The organism is Microbacterium sp. (genome assembly GCF_036566905.1).
Lineage (GTDB): Bacteria > Actinomycetota > Actinomycetes > Actinomycetales > Microbacteriaceae > Microbacterium.
Genome location: NZ_DATCVK010000005.1, coordinates 1 through 23,506, shown reverse-complemented (window position 1 = coordinate 23,506; position 23,506 = coordinate 1). Strand labels below are relative to the sequence as shown.

The following is a 23,506-nucleotide window of genomic DNA, read 5'->3' as shown; positions in this document are numbered from 1 at the left end:
CTGATACGGCGGCCAGAATCCGAGCCGCTGTTGGATCGCGTGCGGGAAGAACGGGTTCCAATGTGCTCACGCCGCGACTAGAACCGACCGCGCGACAGTCCGTCGCCAGCCGGCTTGAAAACGCCCGTCCGTCGGATCGCCACACGACGTCCCCGTCCCTGCCATCTACGAACGCAGATCAAACCGAGCGCCGAGTACTGCTTCAACTCCCTCAGCGGACGATGCACCCAGATGCGCGGTGGGCGTTCCGCCTTCGTGCCCCGCCCGCTCGAGGGATCGTGGCTGGGGGGGAAGATCCCCGTCAGCAACGATGGTGACGCCGGAGCGTCCAGCGTCGCTTCGGGGCTACTGGGTGTCGTCAGTGCATCATGAGGTTCTTCACGATCAGCATGATGACGATCACGATCGCACCGACGAATGCGATCGCCGCGCGGGCGCCCTCCCAAGAGCGTGGGACGAGTGCTGCCACGACACGGCGAAACGTGTAGTTCGGGCGCGTCCGCCGCTCGGGGTCGTCGCGGCGCAGAGTCACTCGCTAAGTATTGCGTTCGGAGGATGTCAGTGAGCGGCGGAGATCGACGAACGAGAGCGTCGCGAAGCGCGGCACGGTTCCATATTCGGGCGACGCGTGGTCGAGATTCGGGCAGCGAGCTTTGGTTCCAGGTACGAAAGGTTGGCCGGCTGCAGTCCACAATCCTGCCGATGCACGTTGACGGTTCGGCATGGGTTCGCAGCGCGCTACGGGATCCCGTGAGTCAATTAAAGGTGGAAGCGCCGCCAGCGTCGAGGCTATTTCGGCACTCCTCGACGGTCAGTGGTTGAGCCGTCAGCCCCGGGTCCCGACGGTCCGTTACTCGCGGCTCGGGCATGGTGGCGAGTCGAGTCCGAGCAATTCTCGAGGCGTGAACGCCCGCCGATCGCGCAAGAACTAGTCGTGTCCGGGCGGGGATCTGGAACTGGCGTACTACACGTCAGCGGTGCGGGCGGCGCGATAAGCGGCCCGGTTTCCGAGCACCTCGCCCGCGACGAACGAAGGCCCCGAAACCCGCGTAATTACGCGGTTCTCGGGGCCTTGTTCCGTGACAGCGGATTGTGGAGATGGGGGGAATCGAACCCCCGTCCATCGCTGAGTAACTGCGGATTCTCCGGGCGCAGTCTGTGCGAGCGTTCTACTCGGCTCCGACCTTTGTCACAGACACCTAAGTCGACAAGCCCATCCTGAAAAGAGTCCCGCGTGACGCTCAGGCGACGTCACGCAGCAAGATCCCTAGATGACGCCAATACCCGTGACGGGATCAGTCACGGATTGACGGCGTCGGGCTCGCTGCTCAGGCAGCGAGGGCGAACGCGGACTGCTTCTTTTCGGCAGTTATTGGTTTGCAGGGAGCGTTCACGAGATAACCCTGCATCCTCGGCCCGCTTCTCGCAGATTCACAGGCGATGTCGAAACCGATCATCCCCGTGGGTTCCTTCTCGCGAAGGGCCGCTGTCACACTGTTGAGTTTCCAATACTCGGGTGCCGAAGCATCCGAGCACATCAGGATACAACGGATGCCGCTCCCCCGCCATTCCCGGCACCCACGGCCCGCCCCGCTGAGTGTGAGAGCCGATGGCGATGGGCCTCCAGCGGCGGCTCGGATCTGCGCGACGACGCAAAGCGTGAGCTGCGGCATCCGGTTTCTGATGTCAAGGCCCGTGCGAGACCGCACGGGGGGGGTGGTCGGCTGGGGCGACCTACCTAGAGAGTGAGATCGACATGTCGCAGAACACCCCGCAGCAGCGCGCCAAGCAGCCCCGGTCGGCTCTCGCCGGACCGTACGGTCACCCGTTCCACCCCATTCTGGTGACCATCCCCATCGGCACCTGGGTCGCCAGCCTCATCTTCGACATCATCGGGCTGGCCTCCGACGACGCTGCTCCCTACGTGCGCGGCGCATGGATCCTCATCGTCATCGGCCTCATCGGCGCGGTGCTCGCGGCGATCTGGGGGTTCCTCGACTACCTGCAGCTCGGCAAGGGCACCGACGCACGACGGACGGCGACGATCCACATGTCGCTGAACCTCGGCGTCACGGTGCTGTTCATCATCAACCTGCTCGTCCGGCTGTCAGCCGACGACCACGACGAGGTCAGCATCGTCGGGTTCATCCTCAGCATCGTCGGGCTCGCCGCGCTCGGCGTGTCGGGGTGGCTGGGCGGCAAGCTCGCCTATCGCTACGGCGTGCGCGTCGCCGACGAGCGCACGCAGCAGGAGGGCTTCCGCTGATCCGCGGCTCTGCCCCGGGCCGGCGAGGCAGGCGGGTGAGGCAGCGCTGCGGGGAATCGTCCCGGTGCCGCAGGATCACGCCGCCCGCGGTTCAGCCGCGTGGCGAGAGGTCGGGAAGCGCCCGGGTTCCGAAGTCGTGGCGCAGCGCGCTCAGCGCCGCGAACCACCCGGGCAGGCCAGTCACACCGGGACCAGGTGCCGCCGACGCCGACGCCAGGTAGACGCCAGGGATCGGCGTGCGCCACGGGTCGGGACTCAGCACCGGGCGATCGACCAGCTGCCAGAAGTTCGGCGCTCCGGCGGCGATGTCGCCGCCCGGGTAGTTCGGGTTGTGCCGCTCGACCTCACGCGCCGAGCGCGAGCTGGTCCCGAGGATCGTGTCGCGGAAGCCGGGCGCGAACCGCTCGATCTGCGCGGTGACCGCTTCCCGGCGGTCGACCGCGCTACCGGCGGGCACGTGGGTGTACGTCCACAGCGTGTGCTTGCCGGCCGGCGCGCGGGTGGGGTCGAACAGCGATGGCTGCGACACCAGCACATAGGGACGTTCGGGCAGGCGGCCGCGGTTGACCTGGTTCTCGGCATCCGCCACCTCCGCCCGCGTGCCGCCGACGTGCACCGTGCCGGCGCGGCGCAGCTCGGGATGCGTCCACGGCACGGGCTCGCTGAGCGCGAAGTCCACCTTCGCGACCCCATCGCCGTACCGGAAGCGCTGGAGCGTGCGGCGGTAGCCCGCGGGCATCGCGTCGCCGGCCAGACGGATGAGTGCCTTGGGGGTCACATCGAGGAGAGTGACCGTGGCGTCGGGCAGCGCCTCGAGGGCGGTGACCTCGTGGTCGACGATCAGCTCGCCTCCGTGAGCCCGCAGGTCGTCGACCATCGCGTCGATGATGGCCTGGCTGCCGCCGATCGGGATCGGCCAGCCGCGCGCGTGCGCGTAGGCGGTGAGCGCCAGCCCCGCGCCCGCGGCGGCCACGCTCGGCTGGGACAGGATCGTGTGCGCGGCGACACCGGTGAGCATCGCGGGGGCGACGTCTCCGCGAAAGCGCAGGTTCCACGCAGGGCTCCCCTGCTCGAGCGCACGCAGGCCGAAGGAGAGCGCCGTCGGGATGTCGGTGGGCACCCGCACGAGCGGCGATCCCGTGAACTCGGCGACCCTCGTCGACCGCTCCACCAGCGGGCGCAGCAGCTGCGCATACGCCAGAGCGTCGGGGCCGAGCGCCTCGGCCGTTCGACCGAGGTCGAGGTAGGCGACACCGGCATGACGTTCGTCGAGCGGATGCGCGAACGAGACGTCCGGCGTGACGAACTCCACCCGCTCACGCAGACCGAACTCGCGGAAGAACCGCGACTCGAACGCCATGGGGTGCACGGCCGAGCAGACGTCATGATGGAAGCCGGGCAGCGTCAGCTCGCGCGTGGCGGCGCCACCGCCGGGCCGGTCGGCGCGCTCGTACACCCGCACCCGAAGCCCGGCGCGGGCGAGCGTGACGGCGGCGGCGAGACCGTTGGGGCCCGACCCGACGACGACGGCGTCGAGGTCGCTGCTGCCGCGCCTGCGGCGAGTGTTCACGTTGAGGGCGCCCCGGTGCCGGTGGACGGGGCGCGATTGCGCGGCGGCTTCGGAGCAGCGGATGCCGCCTCCGCAGGAGCGCTGCCGGGTTCGGGAGAAGCCGTCTCCGGGCCGGAGGCCTCGGCATCTTCCGTTGCCTGCTCGTTCTCGCCCGCGTTCTCCGACGGCGGGACGCCGCCCTCGGACTCGACCGCGCGGACCGAGGTCACGGCGTCATCGAGGTCGGCGTCGCCGGCCTGCGTGCCCACGGAGCCGGGCTCCCCTGCGCCGTCGGCTGGCGAGGTCACCGGCTCGGACTCACCTGCCCCGGCGAGGGGGTTCCACGAATCCTCGAGGCTGACCGGCTGCCCCGACGCGTCGGCCTGCTCGACACCGTCCGTGCTCGTGACCGGAGCCGTCTCGGACTCCCAGCTGCCCTTCGACATCGCGTCCTCCGTTCCGTCCCCGCCCGTCGCGGCGTCGGCCAGTTGGTCTCCCTGAAGTTTGGCAGCATCGGCGGGGTCGGTGCTCGCCGTGGACGCGCCGCGGCGCCGGACTTCGGCATCCGCATCGCTCTGCTCGCCGGTGCCCGCCATCTCCTTCTCAGCCGTCGTCGTCGCTCCGAGACGGTCGGCGGCTCGGCCTTCTGCGAGGTAAGCGAGCCGGTGCAGGGTCTCGTTGTTGCGCCAGTGCAGCGGGACATCGAGCAGCTGCTGAGGGACGAACCGTCCAGGACCGGCGATCGCCTCTTCCTGGATGCGCACGACGCACTCGTGTCCGCGCGGCTTGACGTCGATGGTCACGCGCGCCTCGCCGATCGGCCATCCGCGCGCCCGCATCACCATCATCCGCGACGGTATGAACTCCTCGACGACGGTCTTGTCGTCCAGGAGTGCCGGCCAGACGCCGAACGAGTGGTGCAGCTCAGCGCCGGCCATCGGCCAGGTCTCGTCGACCTCGCGCATGCGAGACGCCCCGACGACCCAGGACGGGTACAGCCACCCGTCGCTCAGCACCTCGAACACGTCCTCGGGTGTGCAGTGCAGCACCCTCACGTTGCGAGACATGGACTCCCCCTCGATCTCGGTCTCTATCGATGCGTTCGACGCTAGACCGCGCGTGCGGCGCGCTGGAGCGGGTTGCGCTGCGGTCCGGCCTGTGGCAGACCATGTCTCCGTGTCGTCTGAACGGGAAGAACGGATGCCTCGGCCCGGCCGATCCGGTCACGTAGAGTCGGCGTCATGAGCGACGTCGTCATCACGGTCCGCGGAGAGCACGAGACCCGCATCGCCCCTGAACGCGCGATCGCGCACCTCACGATCCGCGCCGAAGGCCCCGAGCGCGGCGCCGTCGTCGAACGCATGGCGGCGCTGACCGAGCCGGTGCGCGACGATCTCGCCGCACGCAAGACAGCGGGCACGGTCACGGAGTGGACGAGCCAGCGCGTGTCGGTGTGGTCCGAACGCCCCTGGAACAACGAGGGCAGGCGTCTCGCCCCCGTACACTACGCCACCGTCGACTTCTCCGTCACCTTCACCGACTTCGCCGTGCTCTCGTGGTGGGCCGGCGAGGTGGCCGAGCGCGAGGGCGTGCAGCTCGGCTGGATCGAATGGAAGCTCACGCCCGACACACAAGCGAAGACCGAACGGGATGTCGCCACCGAGGCGGTCGGCGTCGCCGTGGTGCGCGCGACGGCGTACGCCGGAGCGCTGGGCCTGTCGGACGTCACCGCGCTCGAGATCGCCGACCTCGGTCTGCTCAGCCGCCAGGACCGGCCCGAGGTGGCGCCCGGGCCTCGCATGCTGATGGCCAAGGCGTCGTTCGCGAGCGACTCCGCCGGCGGCGCGCCCCCGGTGCAGCTGCAGCCGGAGGACATCGTGATCTCGGCGGCCGTCGAGGCCCGCTTCGCCGCACGATGAACGACGGCGGGGCGAACGGAGGTCCGCGGCCCGAGGTGGTGCGGACCGGAATCGCCCAGCGACTGTCCCAGATGATCCAGCTGCCCACGGTGTCTGCTGAACGTGCCGATCGCGGACAGGCGCCGTTCGATGCCTTCGCCGACCTGCTCGTCGAGCTCTACCCGCTGGCCCACGCGCATCTCGAGCGCGAGCGGATCGGCGAGCTCGGCATCCTGTACCGCTGGCGCGGGCGTGTGCCCGAGCAGCCGACCGTGCTCATGGCGCACTTCGACGTGGTGCCCGTCGACGAGAGCGACGCATGGACGCACCCGCCGTTCGAGGGGCGCATCGAGGGCGGCTGGGTGTTCGGTCGCGGCGCGCTCGACGACAAGGGACCGCTGGTCGTGGTGATGGATGCCGTCGAGAACCTGCTCGCGGCCGGCTTCACGCCCGCCCGCGACGTGTACCTGTCGTTCGGGGGCGACGAGGAGACCTTCGGCGGCGCTGCGCGCGTCATCGCCGAGACGCTCCGGGACCGCGGTGTCGAGCCCTGGCTCGTGCTGGACGAGGGCGGTGCGGTCGTCGACGCGCCCCTCCCGTTCGTGCGCGGACGCGCGGCGATGGTCGGCGTCGGCGAGAAGGGAGTGCTGACGCTCCGGCTCACCGCCCGCGGCGAAGGCGGCCACGCGTCCGCTCCCCCGGCCCGCACCGCGGTGCGGCGCATCGCCCGGGCAGTCGAGCGCCTCGCTCCCGCCACGTTCCCGGCGCGGACTCCGAGGGCGGTCACGCGGATGCTCGAGCTCTTCGCGACGCGCGCCGACGGCATCCCTCGCCACCTCTATCGCCTCCTGGCGGCGACGCCGTGGCTCACCGCGCGTGTGTTCACCGCGATGGGCGGCGAGCCGGCCGCGCTCGTACGGACCACGATCGCGGCGACCATGCAATCGGGTGGGACCGCGGCGAATGTGCTGCCCTCGCAGGCGTCGGCGACTCTCAACCTGCGCATCGCGCTGGGCGAATCGGTGCCGAGCACCGTGAAGCGCGTGCGGCGGCGCATCGCCGATCGTCGCGTAAAGGTCGAGGTGCTCGAGGGCGACGAGCCGTCGCCGGAGTCGTCGACCGAGAACGCGCAGTTCGCGCTGATCGCCGACGCGGTGAAGGTGTCGCATCCGGATGCCGCGACGGTTCCATACGTGATGATGGCAGCGACCGATTCGCGGCACTTCCATCGGTTCTCGCCCGCGGTCTACCGCTTCGCGCCGATCGAGATGAGCAAGGCGCAGCGTGCGTCGATCCACGGCGTCGACGAGCGCGTGGAGATCGCCGCGCTCGAGCGCGGCGAACTGTTCCATCGCACACTCCTCCAACGCCTAGAGTGATCGCAGCCGCCTCTCGACGAGCTCGAGGACCGGGGCGGCACGCTCAGAACGGGTCTGGGGCCCAGAGGCAAGGAGCACGGATGACGCGCAGCGCGATGTCCTCACGCGTCACGATCGGCACGCTTGCGAGCGTGGTGGGCTTCCTCGCGTTCGTCGAGTTCACGAGCGGTGTGATCCAGGGCTACTACACGCCCATGCTCACCGACATCGCCCGTCACCTCGGCGTGCACGACGCGGACGTGAACTGGCTCGAGGGCACGCAGCTCATGCTGTCGGCGCTCGTCGTGCCGGCGTTCGCGAAGCTCGGCGACATGGTCGGCCACAAGCGCATGCTCGTCGTGTCGACGGCGATCACGGCCGCCGCATCGCTCGTGCTGCCGTTCACCGACTCGTTCGCGGTCTTCCTCGCGGCCTGGGCCATCCAGGGCTTCTACGTCGTCTGGCTCCCGCTCGAGATCGCGCTGATCTGGTCGCGCTCCCGCCGCATGGAGGGCCGTGCGACCATCACCGCCCGCGCCGCCGGGTTCCTCGTGGCAGCACTCGAGACCGGCGCCATCATCGGCGCGCTCGTCGGCGGCATGCTCATCGACACCCTCCCCCTCTGGATCGTGCTCCTCGTGCCGGCGCTGCTCGTGGTGGCCTGCTTCTTCGTGATCCTGTTCGGCGTGAAGGAATCGCCCGAGCCGACCGGTGGCCGCCTCGACAACGTGGGCCTCGTGCTCATCTCGCTCGCGCTCGTCGCCTTCACGGGCGGCCTCAGCCTGCTGCGCCTCAACGGACCCGCCGACCTGGTGGCATGGCTGGTGACAGCGCTGGGCGTGCTGCTCGTCGTGCCGTTCGCGCTCTGGGAGCTGCGACAGGACGACCCGCTCATCGACGTGCGGATGTTCCGCTCCCCCGCGCTCGGCCCCGTGTTCCTCACCGCAGGCCTCTTCGGCGTGAGCGTGCTCGGTGCGCAAGCGCCGCTGTCCACCTTCGCGCGCACGGATCCCGACGTCTACGGCTACGGCCTGGGCACGACGGGCTTCCAGACCTCGCTCATCATCGGCGTCTACCTCATCGCGATGATCACCGGTGCCCTGCTCTACCCGCTCATCTCGCGGCTCACCGCCCCGCGACTGACCCTCATCGGCGCGGCGACACTCGTCGGCATCGGGTTCCTCATGTTCCTGCCGTTCCACGCGACGTACACGCAGGTCATCGTCAACATGCTGATCGTCGGCCTCGGCTCGGGGGCTCTCGTCGCGGCGCTGCCGACGGCCGCGGCATCCGCTGCTCCGCCGACCCAGACCGGCGTCGCGACAGGCCTCACCAACTCGGTCAAGACCGTCGGCGGCGCGATCGCCTCATGCGTGTTCGGCATCGCACTGCTGCAGGGCGCGACGGGGGCGGCCACCGAGGGGACGGCCGGGTCGCTCTCGGGCTACTTCACCGTGTGGGTGGTGTGCGGCGTGACGGCGCTGGCCGCCGCCGTGCTGCTGTGCTTCGTGCCGAAGACGGCATTCAGCGATCGGGCTTCGCACGACGGGACGGATGCCGCGACACCCGTGGTGCGGTAGACCGGCGGCTCCGGCCTAATCGCCGAGGCGATTGCGGGAGCGCATCGCGCGCTCGGCTTCGCGCTTGTCCTCGCGCTCGCGGATCGTCTGGCGCTTCTCGAACTCGCGCTTGCCCTTCGCGACGGCGATCTCGACCTTCGCGCGACCGTCCGAGAAGTAGAGCTTCAGCGGGATCAGCGTGTATCCGCCCGCCGAGATGGCGTGCGAGAGCTTGACGATCTCCTCCTTGTGGAGGAGCAGCTTGCGCGTGCGCTTGGACGAGTGGTTCGTCCAATGACCCTGCGAGTACTCCGGGATGTGCACCGCGTCGAGGTACGCCTCGCCGTTGTCGATGTACGCGTAGCCGTCCGAGAGGTTCGCGCGCCCCTCGCGCAGCGACTTGACCTCGGTGCCGGTCAGCACGAGGCCGGCCTCGTAGGTCTTCTCGATCGCGTACTCGTGGCGCGCGCGACGATTGGTCGCCACGACCTTCTCCCCGCGTTCCCTGGGCATGATGTCTCCTCGTGAATGCCGCACAGCCGCTGTCTGGCTGACGGCAGCCTGTCAGTCTACCCCCGCGAGGAGGCGCGCGATCACGCGCGCAGCCATCTCCGGATGGCGAAGCCGGCCGACAGCGCCGCGAGCAGCACGCCGACCAGGATCAGGACCGGCACCACGAGCCACGCATCTCCGATGTCGACCCACGTCGTCACGAAGTCGACGCGGTTGCGCAGATACTGGTCGACACCGAAATGCACCCCGGCGATGACCGCCGCGCTCGCGAGGATCGACCCGAGCAGTGCCGCGAAGACGCCCTCGAGGATGAACGGGGTCTGGATGAACCGGTTGGATGCGCCGACGAGCCGCATGATGCCGAGCTCCCGCCTTCGCGCGTAGGCCGACAGACGGATCGTGGTGGCGATGAGCAGCACCGCCGCGATGAGCATGAGCACGGCGATGCCGACGGCGATGTAGGTCGCGATCGTCAGGGCGGAGAACAGCGGATCGAGGTACTGCATCTGGTCGTTGACCAGCTCCACCCCCTGCATGCCGCTGAACGCCTCGATGATGACGTCCGACTGCTCGGGGTCGACCAGCGTGATGCGGAATGTCTCGTTGACCTGGTCGGCGGTGATGACGCTGGCGTTCTCCTCGCCGGCGATCTGCAGCAGCTCGTCGTAGGCCTGCTGGTGGTCGAGGAACGTCAGCTCGCGGATGAGGGGCGCCAGCGCGCTGCCCTCCAGCTTCGCCCGCACCTCCTCGACCTGCTCGGGCGTCGCCTCGCCGTTCGAGCACGTGGCCGGGGTGGAGATGGTAGTGCACATGTACACCGCGACCTGCGCCCGCTCGACCCAGAAGTCGCGCATCGTGCCGATCTGCATCTGCATGAGGATCGCGGCGCCCACGAACGTCAGCGACACGAATGTGACGAGCACCACCGAAACGACCATCGAGAGGTTGCGTCGCAGACCCGTGAAGGCCTCCGACATGATGAGTCCGAACCTCATGAGGTGGGCCCCACTTCGTCATCGGGGTCGGTCTCACCGAGGCCGAGCCGATCGGCGAGGCCCAGTTCCGCGACCTCGATCTGCTCGAGGTCGATGACCGGAATCGACTGGGTGTGCGCGGGCGACGTCGGCGGGACGGATGCCGCCGCCTCCGGCTCCTCCGGCACGACGGGTTCATCGACCGACTGCTCGAGCGCCTCGGCTTTCCTCAGCTCATCCGCCGCGAGTGCGGCAGCGGTGGCGGCCTCGGCTGCGGCGGCTGCCGCGGCCGCGACGCCCGGCGACACGACATCCGGCTCAGGGGTCACGATCTCGTCGTCGTCCATCGGCACGGCGGTGGGATCGAGGCCCGCGGCAGCGGCGATCGCGGCCTCGCGCTGCACCTCGAGCACCGCAGTGAGTGCGGCGACCGCGGCGGCGCCCCGCTCCGGCTCCGGCGCCAGGCTCGGGAGCCCCGACCGGTCGCCGTACCCGCCGTGACGCTCGTCGCGGACGATCTCGCCGTGGCGCAGCTCGATCACGCGGCGTTGCATCTGGTCGACGAAACCGGCCTCGTGCGTGGCCATGACGACGGTGGTGCCGCCGGCGTTGATGCGGGCGAGCAGCTGCATGATGTCGATGGACGTCCCGGGGTCCAGGTTTCCGGTCGGTTCGTCGGCGAGCAGGATCTGCGGCCGGTTCACGAGCGCGCGGGCGATCGCGACGCGCTGCTGCTCACCGCCGGACAGCTCGTGCGGAAACCGCTTCTCCTTGCCGGCGAGCCCGACGAGGGCGAGCACTTCGGGGACGGCCTGCTGGATGAAGGCGCGAGACGAGCCGATGACCTGCAGCGTGAACGCTACGTTCTGGAAGACAGTCTTCGTCGGCAGCAGCCGGAAGTCCTGGAAGACGGCGCCGATGTGCCGGCGGAAGTAGGGCACTTTCCGGTTCGACAGCGTGCGCAGGTCGCGGCCGAGCACGACCACGCGGCCTTCGGACGGGGTCTCCTCGCGGAGGATCAGGCGCAGGCAGGAGGATTTGCCGGATCCGGAGGCGCCGACGAGGAAGACGAACTCCCCGCGCAGCACCTCGAAATCGACATCGCTCAGGGCGGGTTTGGAAGTGCCGCGAAAGCGCTTCGTGACGTTCTCGAACCGGATCATGGCCTAACGAGCCTATGCGGCAGCCCCGTCACCGTGTCCAGCGACACTCGCGGCCGCGGCATCCGTTTTCCGGCGCGGGCGACCGAGCGATGCGACGCGAAGCGTCACGCGCTCCGGGTCAGTCGTCGTCGTCCTTGCGCTTGCGCCAGCGGATGCCTGCCGAGATGAAGCCGTCGAGGTCGCCGTCGAAGACGATGGCGGGGTTGCCCACCTCGTAGCCGGTGCGGAGATCCTTGACGAGCTGCTGGCCGTAGAGGAAGTACGAGCGCATCTGGTCGCCCCAGCTCGCGGTGATCGTCCCGGCGAGCTCCTTCTTCTTCGCCGCTTCCTTCTCGCGCTGCAGGAGGAGCAGGCGGGTCTGCAGCACGCGCATGGCCGCGGCGCGGTTCTGGATCTGCGACTTCTCGTTCTGCATCGACACCACGATGCCCGACGGGATGTGCGTGAGGCGCACGGCCGAGTCGGTGGTGTTGACGGACTGCCCACCGGGGCCCGACGAGCGGAACACATCGACCCGCAGGTCCCCCTCGGGAATGTCGACCTCGACGGCCTCTTCCATCACCGGGATGACCTCGACGGCGGCGAAGCTCGTCTGGCGCTTGTCGGCGGAGCCGAACGGGCTGATGCGGGCGAGGCGATGAGTGCCGGCCTCGACGGACAGCGTGCCGTAGGCGTAGGGGGCGTCGATCTCGAACGTCGCCGACTTGATGCCGGCGCCCTCGGCGTACGAGGTGTCCATGACCTTCACCGGGTACTTGTGGCGCTCGGCCCAGCGCAGGTACATGCGCAGCAGCATCTCCGCGAAGTCGGTGGCGTCGTCGCCGCCCGCGCCGGAGCGGATCGTGACGACCGCGGAGCGCTCGTCGTATTCGCCGTCGAGGAGCGTCTGCACCTCGAGCTGGCTGACGATGTCTTCGAGCTCGGCGATCTCGCGACGCGCCTCTTCGGCGGCATCCTCGTCGTCCATCTCGTTGGCGAGCTCCACGAGGACGTCGAGGTCGTCGAGGCGCTGCTCGACGTCGTTGACGCGCTTGAGCTCGGACTGACGGTGGCTGAGGGCGCTGGTGACCTTCTGCGCCTTGTCGACGTCGTCCCACAGGTTGGGGGCACCGGCCTCCTCGCTGAGGCGCGCGATGTCTTTCGTGAGTGCCTCGACGTCGACCACGGCCTTGATGTCGGCGAACGTGGAGCGCAGGGCCTGGATATCGGCGGAGGGATCGAAGTCGAGCATGACACTCCAGACTAACGTGGAAGCGATGAGCGATCGCGCCGACTCCCCCACCGCGAGGGACGTGCTGTGGCGGTTCGGCCCCATGGTCTACGGCCCGACCGTGCTCTTCGCGCTCGGCGAGGGCGCCGTCATCCCGCTCATCCCCGTCATCGCCGCTCAGCTCGGGGCGGATGTGGCGACCGCCGCCCTCGTGGCCTCGGCGCTCGTGGTTGGCCAGCTGTGCGGCAACATCCCTGCCGGCTGGGCGGTCGCCCGCATCGGCGAGCGGCTCACCATGGCGATCGCCGGCCTGGTCTCGCTCGCCGGAATCGTGGGCATGGCGCTCGCGCCGTCGCTCGGCATCTTCGCGATCGCGGTGTTCCTCATCGGCTTCTGCGCGGCGGCGTTCGGCCTGGCGCGCCACTCGTTCATGACGACGCGCGTGCCACTGTCGTTCCGCGCCCGCGCACTGTCGCTGCTCGGCGGCACGTTCCGACTGGGCATGTTCGTCGGCCCGTTCATCGCCGCGGGGCTCCTCGCGGTCTTCGGCGACGAGCACGCCGCGATCTGGTTCTTCGGCGGGTGCCTCGTGGCCACGGTGCTGCTGGTGGTCTTCGGTCCCGATCCCGAGAAGCAGTTCCTCGACCCCTCCACGGCCGAGGACGACGCCGTCGCCGCGGAAGACACCGGCGAGCCCGTCACCGGCTCGATCCCCCTCCGCCATGTGCAGGGCTCGCGATCGGCGACGACGCCGAGCAGCGCAACGGATCCCGGCACCGGCGTGCTGCGGACGATGTGGCGCCACCGCCGCGTGCTGTCGACACTCGGCCTGGCCGCGGCATCCCTCTCCGCCGTCCGCTCGGCGCGCCAGGTGGTGCTTCCGCTCTGGGGAGTCTCGCTCGGACTCGACGCGCAGACCATCGCCTTGGTGGTGGGCATCTCGGGCGCGATCGACTTCGCCCTGTTCTACGCCAGCGGCCAGGTGATGGACCGCTTCGGGCGGTTGTGGGCCGCCCTCCCGGCCATGATCCTGATGGGCGCGGGGTTCATCGCCCTCGCCTTCACCCACGACCTCCCGCAGGCGGCGATGTGGTTCGCCATGTTCGCCGCCGTCCTCGGCGTGGGCAACGGGCTGTCCAGCGGAATCCTGCTCACCCTCGGCGCCGACGTCGCTCCGCGCTCCGACCCGGCGGCGTTCCTCGGCTCGTGGCGCACGCTCACCGACGCCGGCGGAGCCGTAGCGCCGCTGCTCGTGTCGGCGATCGCCGCGGCGGCGTCGCTGGCCGTCGCGACCGGAGCGATGGGCGTGATCGGACTCGTCGGCGCACTCGCGTTCGTGCGCTGGGTGCCGCGATACGTGCCCCGGACGCGGCTGTGAGCGACGTCGTGCGGTTCTGCCGCAGCCGCAGCGCCGGTCGGCGCTGCACGCGTCCGCTGGGCCACGCGGGGCTGCACCGGCACCGCACGATCATGTGGACGGATGCCGGAGCCGACCCCGCACGCTGCCCGGGCTCCGGCGAGCGCGGCACGCCCGCGGCCGCCCTCGCCGACGGATTCCCCGACGGCCGCGCGCTGTGCCCGGTGTGTCATCGGTTCGTCGAGCTGGATGGGGACGAACGGCTCGTCCCGCACGACACGTCGGATGACAGCGAGACGGATGCCGAGACCCGCCGCCGTCGAGAGTGGTTCAACACCCACGGCTGGTAGCGACGTCGGCGGCGGTCCCGCGTCAGACCCAGGATCTGCGCACGGCTTCCGCGCCCAGCTGCATGCGGGTGGTGACGCCGGCGGTGTCCATGAGCTCGGCGACCCGGCGCTGCACCGTCCGCAGCGAGATGCCGAGCTGAGACGCGGCCGCGGCATCCGTCACTCCCAGCAGCAGCAGGCGCAGCAGATCGCGGTCCACCTCCTCGGTCGTCGGCGTCGCGGCGATCGGCAGGAACTCCGTGGCCGCCCGCCAGTACTCCTCGAAGATCGAGGCCACCAGATCGAGCAGGCCGCTCGGGTGGATGAGCAGGGCGCCGAAGCCCTCGTCCTCGCCCTGCGAGTGCATCGGCACCAGCGCCATCTGGTCGTCCGCGATGAACATGCGCGTCGGCAGTGTGGGCAGTACCCGGATCTCCTCGCCGATCTGCGCCATCTCGCGCGCGGCGGTGAGAAAGCCCGGCCGCTCCAGCACCGCGCTCTCGACGATGACGCGGTAGCGGACGCCTCGCGCCAGCGCCCGGTCCTCTTCGATGTTGTCCGCCCCGCTCACCAGCGCGATCTCGTGCAGCACCAGCACGCGCACCTGGTCGATCGAGGCGGCCTGCAGCTGCGCCACCCGCTGCCGCACGGCGTCGTCGCCGATGACGACATCCACCACGTCCGCCACGCTGCGCTGTTCTACGGAGCGACGGTACAGATCGCTCAGCTCGACGAGCGCCTCGTGCGCGCGGGTGAGTCCCCGCTCGCGCTCGAGGAGCAGCGGACGCAGCGAGATGGACGGCGGGGAGGCCACGAACCGGTCGCTGCTCGAAGCCTGTCGCGCGAGCAGACCGAGACGCTCCAGCTCGACGACCATCGGGCGCACGCGCGGGAGCGACATGCTGAGCGCCCCGGCGATCTCGGTCATCGACGCCGACGGCTGCTGCAGGACGCACCGATAGACGGCGGTGTGCGCCTCGTCGAGGCCGAGCGCGTCGAGCACGGTGTTCTCCCCCATGCGCTCATCGTCACCCGCCGAAGGTGGCGGATGCAGGCCATGGCGTTTCTCCGCCACCCACTTTAGGCGAGCGGGCGGCGAAGGTGGGAGACACGGATTCCCCACACCCGAGAGGCTCGCGCATGTCACGAACCCAGCCCATCGGCCGCCGCCTGCGCCCGATCGTCGCCGCCACCAGCGGTCTGGCGATCGGCATCGCAGGCATCGGCCTCGCGACGATGCCGGCGGCGGCCACCCCCACCCCGCCTGCCGCCCCCACTGCCGGAGCCACGGCCGGCCAGGCGCACACCGTCACCCTCATCACCGGCGATCGCGTCACCGTCACCGACATGTCGGACGGAACCCACACCGTGGACGTGGACACGACTGTCGACGGCGCGGGCGTGCAGACGTACCAAGTGGGCGACGACCTGCACGTCGTGCCCCAGGGCGCGATGCCCTATCTCGCCGCGGGTGCCCTCGACGAGGACCTGTTCAACGTGTCGCTGCTGATCGAGTACGGCTACGACGACGCTTCGGTGGACGCCATCCCGGTCATCGTCGAGCAGGATGCCGCGGCCGCGCGCACGTTCGCGGCACCTGTCCCCGGACTGGAGGTCACCGCGCCGCTCGAGAGCATCGGCGGCGCCGCCGCGACGCTCGGTCACGACGACGCCGCGGCCGCGTGGCAGTCGCTGACCGCTGCCTCGGCGCGCACGTTCTCGGCCACGCCGACGCTGGCTGACGGCATCGAAGCCATCCACCTCGACGGCAAGGTGCGCGCCACGCTGGACTCGAGCGTGCCCTTCATCGACGCCCCCGCCGCGTGGGCCCAGGGCTACACCGGTGAGGGCGTCACCGTCGCGGTGCTCGACACCGGCATCGACGACACCCACCCCGACCTGCAGGGCCACATCCTCGACGGCACGAAGAGCTTCGTGCCCGGCGAAGAGGTCGCCTCGGACCCCCACGGCCACGGCACCCACGTCGCCTCGACGATCGCGGGCACCGGCGCCGCGTCGGACGGCACGCATCGAGGCGTCGCCGACGGCGCCGACCTGCTCATCGGCAAGGTGCTCGGCGCGGACGGCTACGGCCAGGACTCGTGGATCATCGAGGCGATGGAGTGGGCGGGCCAGAACGCCCCGATCGTCTCGATGAGCCTGGGTTCCCAGTCGCCGTCGGACGGCAAGGACCTGATGGCCGAGTCGCTCAACCAGATCGCCGAGGAGACCGGAGCCCTGTTCGTCGTCGCGGCAGGCAACTCGGGCGCTCCCGAGACCATCGGCGCGCCGGGCTCGGCCGAGCAGGCGTTCACCGTCGGATCGGTGGACGACCCGTCGGGGGACCTCTCGTACTTCACGAGCCAGGGTCCGCTGTCCCGCTCCGGTGCGATGAAGCCCGATGTCAGCGGCCCGGGCAACGACGTGACAGCTGCGCGCTCCGCCGACAGCGGCGGTGAGGGCTCCTACATCACCATGAGCGGCACCTCGATGGCCACCCCGCATGTCGCGGGAGCGGCGGCGATCCTGCTCGGGGCTCACCCCGACCTCACGACCGCGCAGCTCAAGGCGGCGCTCGCGAGCACGGCCACCGACTACGGCTTCACGTCCTACGCAGGCGGCTCCGGGGTCATCAACGTCGACGCCGCGCTCAACGCGCCCGTCGTCGCGTCGGGTTCGGGCGACTTCGGCATGCTGATGTGGGGCGAGGAGCCGACCCCCGTCGAGCGCACCGTCGAGTACACCAACCGCACGGATGCCGAGATCACCGTCGCTCTCGAGGCGACGCTGACCGACACGACGCCCGGCGGTGGTGAAGGACCCGGTCCGCTCTCGGACGGGATCGCGTTCGACGCCCTGACGATCGACACCGACTCGCTCACCATCCCCGCGGGCGGGACCGCATCGGTCACGATGACGGTGGACCCTGCCAAGGTGCCTGCGGGCACGCAGCTGTCGGGCGCGCTGACCGGCTCCGTCGACGGCACGGCCGTGACGCGGACCGCGCTCGGCACGATCGCCGAGGCCGAGCGCTACGACCTCACGATCACGGCCACCGGCTTCGACGGCGAGCCGGTCAGCGTGTACGCGATGCTGTGGGACGCCGCTTCACAGTGGGCCGAGCCGGTTCTCGTCGAGGGTGAGACGACGCTGCGCCTCATGAAGGGCGACTACACGGTGATGTCGTACATGGAGATCAACCGGACCCCCGACACCATGGCGACCGTGCTCACCGGCGACCCCAAGCTGACCCTCACGCAGAACGCGACGGTCGCCCTCGACGCCCGCACGGCGAAAGAGGTCACGGTCGACGTGGGCCGTGACGACCTCGAGCAGTCCTTCGGCCGCATGGACTTCCACGCGGACGACTTCTCGGCGAGCGCCATCATGCCGGTGCTCATCGACGAGATGTGGGCGCAGCCCATGAAGGTCGACGACGCCGACTTCCACCTCACGACGCGCTGGCGTCTCTGGGAGCCGATGCTCTCGGTGACGGCGGGCAAGAAACCGCTCGATGTGATCCTGCAGGTCGGATCGACCTTCCTGGACGGCGAGATCAAGGCCGCGGCGGTGGACGCCGGTAACGGCACCGCCGACGAGTTCGCTGCGATCGACGTCACGGGCAAGGTCGCGGTCGTGACCCTGTCCGGCGCGGTCACGCCCGGGCAGGCGGCGGCCAACGCGGCTACGGCCGGCGCGAAGCTGCTGATCCTCGTCAACGACGCCGACGGCGAGCTGAGCACGTGGGTGGGCTCGGACGACTACGAGACGGATGCGCCGATCGCGGTCGCTGCGATCAGCGGGGTCGAGGGGCGTCAGCTCCTCGCCGACATGGCGAAGAAGAAGGTCACGGTGAGGGCCGTCGGCGACCCGTACCCGGATGTGGTCTACGACATCGCCCGCTACAGCGACGGCGAGATCCCGACCGACCTCGCGTATGCGCCGAAGAACCTGACGCGCATCGACACGACCTACCACGGCCAGAAGGAGCTCATGGGCGAATTCCGGTACGACTTCGTGCCGGGCGCCCAGTACGGTTCGGGATACTTCATGCGCGCTGAGCGCGGCACGGTGCGCGAGGAGTGGGTGAACACCGACGATCTGCGCTGGAACCAGGGCGTCGGCGTCGAGTCGGTCCGCTGGGAGATGCGCGACAAGCTGCGCACCTACGAGCCGGGCCAGGAGCTCGAGGTCGAGTACTTCGGCGGCATCGTGCGCCCGTACGTCGCGACGGGCTACTGGGTGCCTTACCGCGTCTCGGACTACGCGCAGGTGAACATCCCCAGCTGGGCGGACGGCGGCGACCCGGAGCACACAGGCGCGTTCGACACGTGGATGGACCCCTCGACCGTGCACCAGACGGCCGACGTCTACATCGACGGTCAGCTGGTCAAGCAGGCCGCGAACCAGGGCGTCAACGTGTACGACCTGCCGGACGGCGATCAGGACTGGCGCGTGGTGAGCACGGCGACCCACGACGGCTCCCACCTCGAGGGATCGACGAAGACCGTCAGCGAGTGGACCTTCCGCTCTGAGGGCAAGCTGGGCGACTGGACGCAGCGGCTCCTGCCGATGATCCAGGCGTACTACGACGTCGATGTCAACGTCGACAACCTCGTCGGCGAGGGCCGCCGCAAGGGATCGAGCATCTCGCTCGGCCTCGAGCTGGGTCATGTCGCCGGCACCGTCCCCGCCGGTGCCATCACCGACGCGACGCTCGAAGCCCGCACCGCGGGCGGCGAGTGGAAGCCGGTCGCACTGAAGCCCGCGGCCACCGATGCCCCGGCCGGTGCGGTCGAGGGCGACGGCGACATCTTCGTGAAGTCGCGTGCCTGGGTCAGCGGCTATGCCGCGCAGGTCCCGGTGTCCGACAAGGGCGGCTGGATCGACCTGCGCGTGACGGCGAAGGATGCCGCGGGCAACACGTTCTCGCAGGAGATCGAGAAGGCCTTCCAGGCGACTCCCGCCAAGGGCGTGCGCTGACGTAGGCACGCACGACAGGCCCGGTCACCCCGTGATCGGGCCTCTCGTGCGTCTGCCGAAGCTCACCACATCACGCCGACGAGGTGCGCGAAGACGTCCTCCGGATCGTTGTCGAGACCGCGCCGTGCGAACCACGTCGACACGTTCACGACGTCGCGGTAGAGGAAGTCGAGGCCCTGCGGGTTGGCGGCGACGTCGACGATCTGCGGCAGATCGATCACCACCACGCGTCCCTCGTGGTCGAGCAGGTTGTAGGGCGACAGGTCACCGTGTGCGAAGCCGGCGCGCGCGAAGGCTTCGAGTATGGCGATGACCTGGTCGAACGCATCCCTCAGCTCCTCTCCGTGAAGCCGGCTCTGTGCGAGTCGCGGCGCCGCGGCCCGGCCGTCGCCGACGAACTCCATGAGCACTTCGGTGTCGCTGATCTGCACCGGGTAGGGCACCGGAACACCGGCCTGCCACGCCCGGCACAGCGCGTCGAACTCGCTGACCGCCCAGTGGCCGGCCGCCACCGAGCGGCCATACGCGGACTTGCGGCCCACCGCGCGCGCGTCGCGGGTGTTGCGCATCGTGCGCCCCTCCTCGTAGCTCCCCGAGCGATGGAAGTCGCTGTGCCGAGAGCTGCGGTATCGCTTGGCGGCGAGGAGCACTCCGGCAGTGCCGGGAACGGCACGCTCGATGAGGTGCACGTCGGCCTCCTTGCCCGTCTTGACGATGCCGAGCTCGGTGTCGAAAGCCCCGGACGCGGTCACGAGCCAGCCGGGGTGCGGCAGGGGGCCGCGCTGAGTGGGAGAAGAAGCCGGCCACGTGGACCAGCGTTGATCGGGGCCGGGCTCGAGCTCCGGCGGAAGAACGGATGCGGACGCGTCGAGGCGTACGGATGACATCGGATGGACACTCCAGGATGGGAGGCCGCCGATATCAGTGGGTGCAGGCGACCTCGAGGGAAGGGATCAGGACACAGGGCGTGACGAAGACAGCCATCGTGTTCCTCCTTCCGATCGGGGTGCCGCGGCACCGACTCGCCTCACTGTAGCGGAGAGCGAGTTCGGCATCCATCACGACTTCGGGCGTCTTCGCACTCGCTCCCCCGCTGGTGGAGCGTCCGAGGGCACAGAGTTGGCGGGCTGAGCGTCGCGGGCGTCGCGGATGGCGGCCAGCGATCGCCCGTGCCGCTAGCGCAGCGCCGTGCGACTCGTCGCCGTCGCTTCGAGCGTCACGCCGTCAGGCACGAACACGGTGACGATCGGCGGATGCCAGTCCCCGGCGACCGTCACGCGGGCCGAAACGCCGTCGGGCGTGGTCGCCGCGATGAGACGCGCGTCGTCTCCGATCTCGCCCACCATGGCCGCGGCCGCCTGATGCACCCCGGCATCGGTCAGCGTCGCGAAGGGCTCGCCGCCCACGATGGAGAGCTCGAAGCCGTCGGCTGCGGCGAGAGCTGCGGCATCCGCCACCGCGTCGAGCTGCTTCTGGGCGAGGTAGAGGCTGGTCGCGGCGGTGCAGACGAGGATCACCGCGATCGCGAGCACCGCATAGCCGAGGGTCAGGATCAGCACGCTGCCCTCGTCGTCGTCGCCGTCCCCAGCGTCGCGATCGCATGCCCACGCCCGTGAACGTGCCCTCATCGCTCGCTCCAGAACCGGGATACCTTGTGCGCGGCCGCCGCCTCGATCGGTATCGCGGCGATGCGGTCGAGGTCGAGCACCGGCGGCACGAGGGGCAGGGCCACCACGGTCCGGACACTCACGTGCAGCGTCGCGCCGGCGCGCGGGCACGTCGCACCCGCGGGTGTGCACTCGATCGACAGGTCGACGTGGTCGAGCCCGTACTCATCGGAGACCGCGGCGATCACGGCGTCGGCGCGGGCGCGCGCATCCTCTGCGTCGACCGCGGTCGACACCGCGCGCGCGACATGGCGAGCCGCGGCCTCGGCGCCGAGGCTCTGGCCCTGGATGAGTCCCAGCGACACGACCAGGTACACCAGCGGCACGAGGAGCAGCAGCCCCACCAGGATGAACTCGAGCGCCGCAGAGCCGGCCTGGGCGTCGTCGGGCGCGGTCGGCATGCCCGGCCCGTCGCGGCTGATCCCCACACCGGCACTCGCCCCGGTGGTGCCGCCGCCGCGGCGAGCCCTGCCCTGCGGCTCAGTCGAACGATTCGACGGGCGCATGCGCCGTCACCTCCAGCGAGCGCGGGGCGCCGAGCAGGCCGATCAGCGGCAGCGTCGCCGCGACACGGATCTCGACGGTCTCCTGACCGAGCTCTGACGTCTCCCCCACGGCGACATCGGCGGCGTACTCGCCGCCGATCGTGCGGCTCACGATCTCGCGCGTGCGCCGTGCGCCCTCTTCGAGCGTCGTGTCGGCGAGCGCGGCGTGGTACGCGCCCTCGACGGCGGCATCGTGCACCACGTTGCGCACGTACACCGCGAGTCCGAACTGCAGCACGCCGAGCGTCAGAACCGTGAGGAGCGTGCCGACGAGGACGAATTCGACCGGGCTCGCACCGGCGTCGTCGCACACGTCCGCGGCGACCCGCGCACGCACGACCCGCATCGTTCTGGCCACGGCCCTGCGCACGGCGTCAGAGCCCGGAGACGCGGCTGATGGCCTGCTCGAACAGCTCGGCGAGTGCGGGACCTGCCATCGCCCAGATCACGACCACCAGTCCGGCGGTCATCAGGGTGATCAGGACCCATCCGGGCACGTCACCCCGCTCGTCGGCAGCGAGGTCGTCCCACGTGCCGCGAAGCCGAGCCGCGAAGCGCTGCATCCGTGCTTTCATCATTTCTCCTTCCGGCCGGTCAGCCGAGTCCGAGTCGAAGCATGAAGATCCCGGGGAACACCGCGAACAGGACGCTCAGCGGCAGGATCAGGAAGACGAGCGGAAAGAGCATGTAGATCTCCTTCCGGCCCGCGCGTTCGATGAGCGCGCGCTTGGCGTCCTCACGCGCGTCGAGCGCCTGCGCCTGGAGCACGTGCGCGAGCGGGGCGCCGCGTTCGATGGCGGCGACGAGCTGGTCGATGGCGCGGGTCAGCGCCGGGATCTCGAGCCCCGCGGCCAGGCGCGTGAGCGCTTCCGACAGCGGCGAGCCCGTGCCGACGGCGACCACGACTCCCCGCAGCTCGCTGGTGAGCTCCCCGGCGCCGACCTCGCTCACGCGCCGGAGCGAGTCCAGGATGCCCTCGCCCGCCGACAGGCAGAGCGCGAGGAACTCGAGCACCGTAGGAAGCTCCTCTTCTATGCGCGCGGCCCGGGCCCGGGCGGCGTGGGTGAGCCAGGCGTCATAGGCGAGCGCGGCGGCGACCGCCGCGACCGGCGGCAGGAGCCCGAGGACCGGCGATCCGCGGCCGGCGAGCACGAGGACGACGACGACACCGCCGCCGAGTGCGAGGCCCACGATCGCCCAGCCCAGTTGACGGCTGCGGAATCGTGCGGCGTCGATCGTCCACGCCGCGCGGTGCAGGCGTCGCGTGAGCACGGCGTCGCCGCCCACCAGCCGCGCGAACCGCCCGTGGGCGAGTGCGGACCAGGCGAACGGGAATCCGCCGCCGGGCGCCACGACCTCAAGGCCGCGCGGGTCTGTGACGTCGCGGATGTAGGGCGCGATCCGTCGGGCCAGGCTCGGGGCACCCCATCGCGGCGCGAGCGAGACGAGCAGGCATACGCCCACACCGAGCGCGGTGCCGAGCACGATGGCGAAGGCGACGTCGCTCATCCCGGTGGCGATCATCCGAACCACCTCCGCGGTTCGGGAAGGCGGCCCAGCCGGATCATGAGCCGGTAGGCGACCAGCGACACCGCCGCACCCACCAGGATCAGCGCGATGCCTCCGGGGCTGCCGTACGCGCGGGCTCCCTCTGGACGCATCGCCAACAGGGCCAGGATCACCCAGGGTGCGATCACGCCGAGCACCGCCGCTCCGCGGATCCACGACTGCCGCGATTCGACCTCGGCGCGCAGGGCGGCGTCCGCGCGCACTGAGCCGGCCAGTGCCCGCAGCACGGAGGTGAGCTCGGTGCCGCCCACCTGCCGCGCCATACGCAGCGTCTCGACGATGCGGTCGGCGACGGGGTCCGCGAGGCTGATCTTGAGTCGCTGGATGCTGGAGTCGAAGTGACCCGACGCCGACATGTCGCGCGCGAACCCGGCGAACGCCGGCCGCAGCTCAGTGGGCGCGGAGTCGGCGAGGCTCGCGACCGCGTCGGGAAGCGACATCCCCGCCCGCACCGATGCGATGAGCAGGTCGCACACATCGGGCCAGAGCCCGCGCCGCGTGCGCAGGAGCTTCGAACGGCGCGCGCGCAGCCACGCGAACGGGGCGATCGCGCCCGCGGCCGCGGC

General features: G+C 70.3%; 21 protein-coding genes, 1 other RNA gene and 1 pseudogene. 7 read left to right on the top strand and 16 right to left on the bottom strand.

All coding sequences use genetic code 11. The annotated features are described in order from the left end of the window. Positions 1 to 358: 358 nt before the first annotated feature. Positions 359 to 532 carry a hypothetical protein gene (locus VIP82_RS00305; RefSeq protein WP_331905313.1) on the bottom strand — a complete coding sequence of 58 codons (174 nt, stop codon included), beginning with the start codon at positions 530 to 532 and terminating at the stop codon, positions 359 to 361. A gap of 558 nt (positions 533 to 1,090) precedes the next feature. Next, positions 1,091 to 1,461, bottom strand: a transfer-messenger RNA (tmRNA) gene (ssrA, locus tag VIP82_RS00300). Between the two features lie 295 nt (positions 1,462 to 1,756). Between ssrA and VIP82_RS00295 the strand changes: the two genes are divergently transcribed. Then, a complete protein-coding gene (locus VIP82_RS00295) occupies positions 1,757 to 2,266 on the top strand; it encodes a DUF2231 domain-containing protein (RefSeq protein ID WP_331905312.1) in 510 nt (169 codons plus the stop codon). Positions 2,267 to 2,357: 91 nt separating this feature from the next. Here VIP82_RS00295 and VIP82_RS00290 read toward each other — a convergent pair whose 3' ends face one another. After that, a complete protein-coding gene (locus tag VIP82_RS00290) occupies positions 2,358 to 3,836 on the bottom strand; it encodes a phytoene desaturase family protein (protein WP_331905311.1) in 1,479 nt (492 codons plus the stop codon). Positions 3,837 to 4,393: 557 nt separating this feature from the next. Then, positions 4,394 to 4,882, bottom strand: a pseudogene (locus VIP82_RS00285) (SRPBCC family protein); the annotation flags it as partial. Positions 4,883 to 5,056: 174 nt separating this feature from the next. Here VIP82_RS00285 and VIP82_RS00280 point away from each other — a divergent pair. From VIP82_RS00280 to VIP82_RS00270, 3 genes are all read left to right on the top strand, one after another. Further along, positions 5,057 to 5,734, top strand: a complete 678-nt coding sequence (locus tag VIP82_RS00280; protein WP_331905310.1) for an SIMPL domain-containing protein — start codon at positions 5,057 to 5,059, stop codon at positions 5,732 to 5,734. A 71-nt stretch (positions 5,735 to 5,805) separates the two neighbouring features. Next, positions 5,806 to 7,092, top strand: coding sequence for a M20/M25/M40 family metallo-hydrolase (locus tag VIP82_RS00275; protein ID WP_331905309.1), 1,287 nt, complete (start codon positions 5,806 to 5,808; stop codon positions 7,090 to 7,092). 80 nt (positions 7,093 to 7,172) lie between these two features. Next, a complete protein-coding gene (locus VIP82_RS00270) occupies positions 7,173 to 8,651 on the top strand; it encodes an MFS transporter (RefSeq protein WP_331905308.1) in 1,479 nt (492 codons plus the stop codon). 15 nt (positions 8,652 to 8,666) lie between these two features. On the opposite strand, the gene smpB is transcribed toward VIP82_RS00270, so the two are convergent. From smpB to prfB, 4 genes are all read right to left on the bottom strand, one after another. Next, on the bottom strand, positions 8,667 to 9,143 hold the full coding sequence (smpB, locus tag VIP82_RS00265) for an SsrA-binding protein SmpB (RefSeq protein ID WP_163617463.1): 477 nt from the start codon (positions 9,141 to 9,143) through the stop codon (positions 8,667 to 8,669). 80 nt (positions 9,144 to 9,223) lie between these two features. Beyond that, on the bottom strand, positions 9,224 to 10,138 hold the full coding sequence (ftsX, locus tag VIP82_RS00260) for a permease-like cell division protein FtsX (protein ID WP_331905307.1): 915 nt from the start codon (positions 10,136 to 10,138) through the stop codon (positions 9,224 to 9,226). After that, positions 10,135 to 11,280 (bottom strand): cell division ATP-binding protein FtsE, encoded by a 1,146-nt coding sequence (gene ftsE / locus VIP82_RS00255; RefSeq protein WP_331905306.1) that lies wholly within the window; start codon positions 11,278 to 11,280, stop codon positions 10,135 to 10,137. The genes ftsX and ftsE overlap by 4 nt, the downstream gene beginning before the upstream one ends. A 118-nt stretch (positions 11,281 to 11,398) precedes the next feature. Beyond that, positions 11,399 to 12,511: a peptide chain release factor 2 gene (gene prfB / locus VIP82_RS00250; protein ID WP_331905305.1), complete on the bottom strand. Its 1,113-nt coding sequence runs from the start codon at positions 12,509 to 12,511 to the stop codon at positions 11,399 to 11,401. 25 nt (positions 12,512 to 12,536) lie between these two features. Between prfB and VIP82_RS00245 the strand changes: the two genes are divergently transcribed. Then, complete coding sequence (locus VIP82_RS00245) at positions 12,537 to 13,868, top strand: MFS transporter (protein ID WP_331905304.1); 1,332 nt, start codon at positions 12,537 to 12,539, stop codon at positions 13,866 to 13,868. After that, on the top strand, positions 13,865 to 14,197 hold the full coding sequence (locus VIP82_RS00240; protein WP_331905303.1) for a hypothetical protein: 333 nt from the start codon (positions 13,865 to 13,867) through the stop codon (positions 14,195 to 14,197). The genes VIP82_RS00245 and VIP82_RS00240 overlap by 4 nt, the downstream gene beginning before the upstream one ends. 22 nt (positions 14,198 to 14,219) lie before the next feature. On the opposite strand, the gene VIP82_RS00235 is transcribed toward VIP82_RS00240, so the two are convergent. Then, positions 14,220 to 15,194, bottom strand: coding sequence for a transcriptional regulator TrmB (locus tag VIP82_RS00235; RefSeq protein ID WP_331905302.1), 975 nt, complete (start codon positions 15,192 to 15,194; stop codon positions 14,220 to 14,222). 122 nt (positions 15,195 to 15,316) lie between these two features. Between VIP82_RS00235 and VIP82_RS00230 the strand changes: the two genes are divergently transcribed. After that, entirely contained in the window at positions 15,317 to 19,159 is a 3,843-nt protein-coding gene (locus VIP82_RS00230; protein WP_331905301.1) for a S8 family serine peptidase, read from the top strand. A gap of 62 nt (positions 19,160 to 19,221) precedes the next feature. Here the strand turns inward: VIP82_RS00230 and VIP82_RS00225 are convergent, their stop codons facing one another. The 7 genes from VIP82_RS00225 to VIP82_RS00195 all read right to left on the bottom strand — a co-directional run. Next, the gene (locus tag VIP82_RS00225; protein WP_331905300.1) at positions 19,222 to 20,046 is read right to left on the bottom strand and encodes a serine protein kinase RIO; all 825 of its coding nucleotides are present in this window, start codon (positions 20,044 to 20,046) and stop codon (positions 19,222 to 19,224) included. 288 nt (positions 20,047 to 20,334) lie between these two features. Beyond that, positions 20,335 to 20,718, bottom strand: coding sequence for a pilus assembly protein TadG-related protein (locus VIP82_RS00220; protein WP_331905299.1), 384 nt, complete (start codon positions 20,716 to 20,718; stop codon positions 20,335 to 20,337). 65 nt (positions 20,719 to 20,783) lie between these two features. Then, positions 20,784 to 21,227: a TadE family protein gene (locus VIP82_RS00215; RefSeq protein ID WP_331905298.1), complete on the bottom strand. Its 444-nt coding sequence runs from the start codon at positions 21,225 to 21,227 to the stop codon at positions 20,784 to 20,786. A 79-nt stretch (positions 21,228 to 21,306) separates the two neighbouring features. Further along, positions 21,307 to 21,717, bottom strand: a complete 411-nt coding sequence (locus VIP82_RS00210) for a TadE/TadG family type IV pilus assembly protein (RefSeq protein ID WP_331905402.1) — start codon at positions 21,715 to 21,717, stop codon at positions 21,307 to 21,309. Between the two features lie 28 nt (positions 21,718 to 21,745). Further along, positions 21,746 to 21,934: a hypothetical protein gene (locus VIP82_RS00205; RefSeq protein ID WP_331905401.1), complete on the bottom strand. Its 189-nt coding sequence runs from the start codon at positions 21,932 to 21,934 to the stop codon at positions 21,746 to 21,748. Positions 21,935 to 21,965: 31 nt separating this feature from the next. Next, positions 21,966 to 22,895 carry a type II secretion system F family protein gene (locus tag VIP82_RS00200; protein ID WP_331905297.1) on the bottom strand — a complete coding sequence of 310 codons (930 nt, stop codon included), beginning with the start codon at positions 22,893 to 22,895 and terminating at the stop codon, positions 21,966 to 21,968. Continuing rightward, positions 22,892 to 23,506 (bottom strand): type II secretion system F family protein (locus tag VIP82_RS00195; RefSeq protein ID WP_331905296.1); only part of this gene is annotated, 615 nt, incomplete at its 5' end. The genes VIP82_RS00195 and VIP82_RS00200, both read right to left, overlap by 4 nt.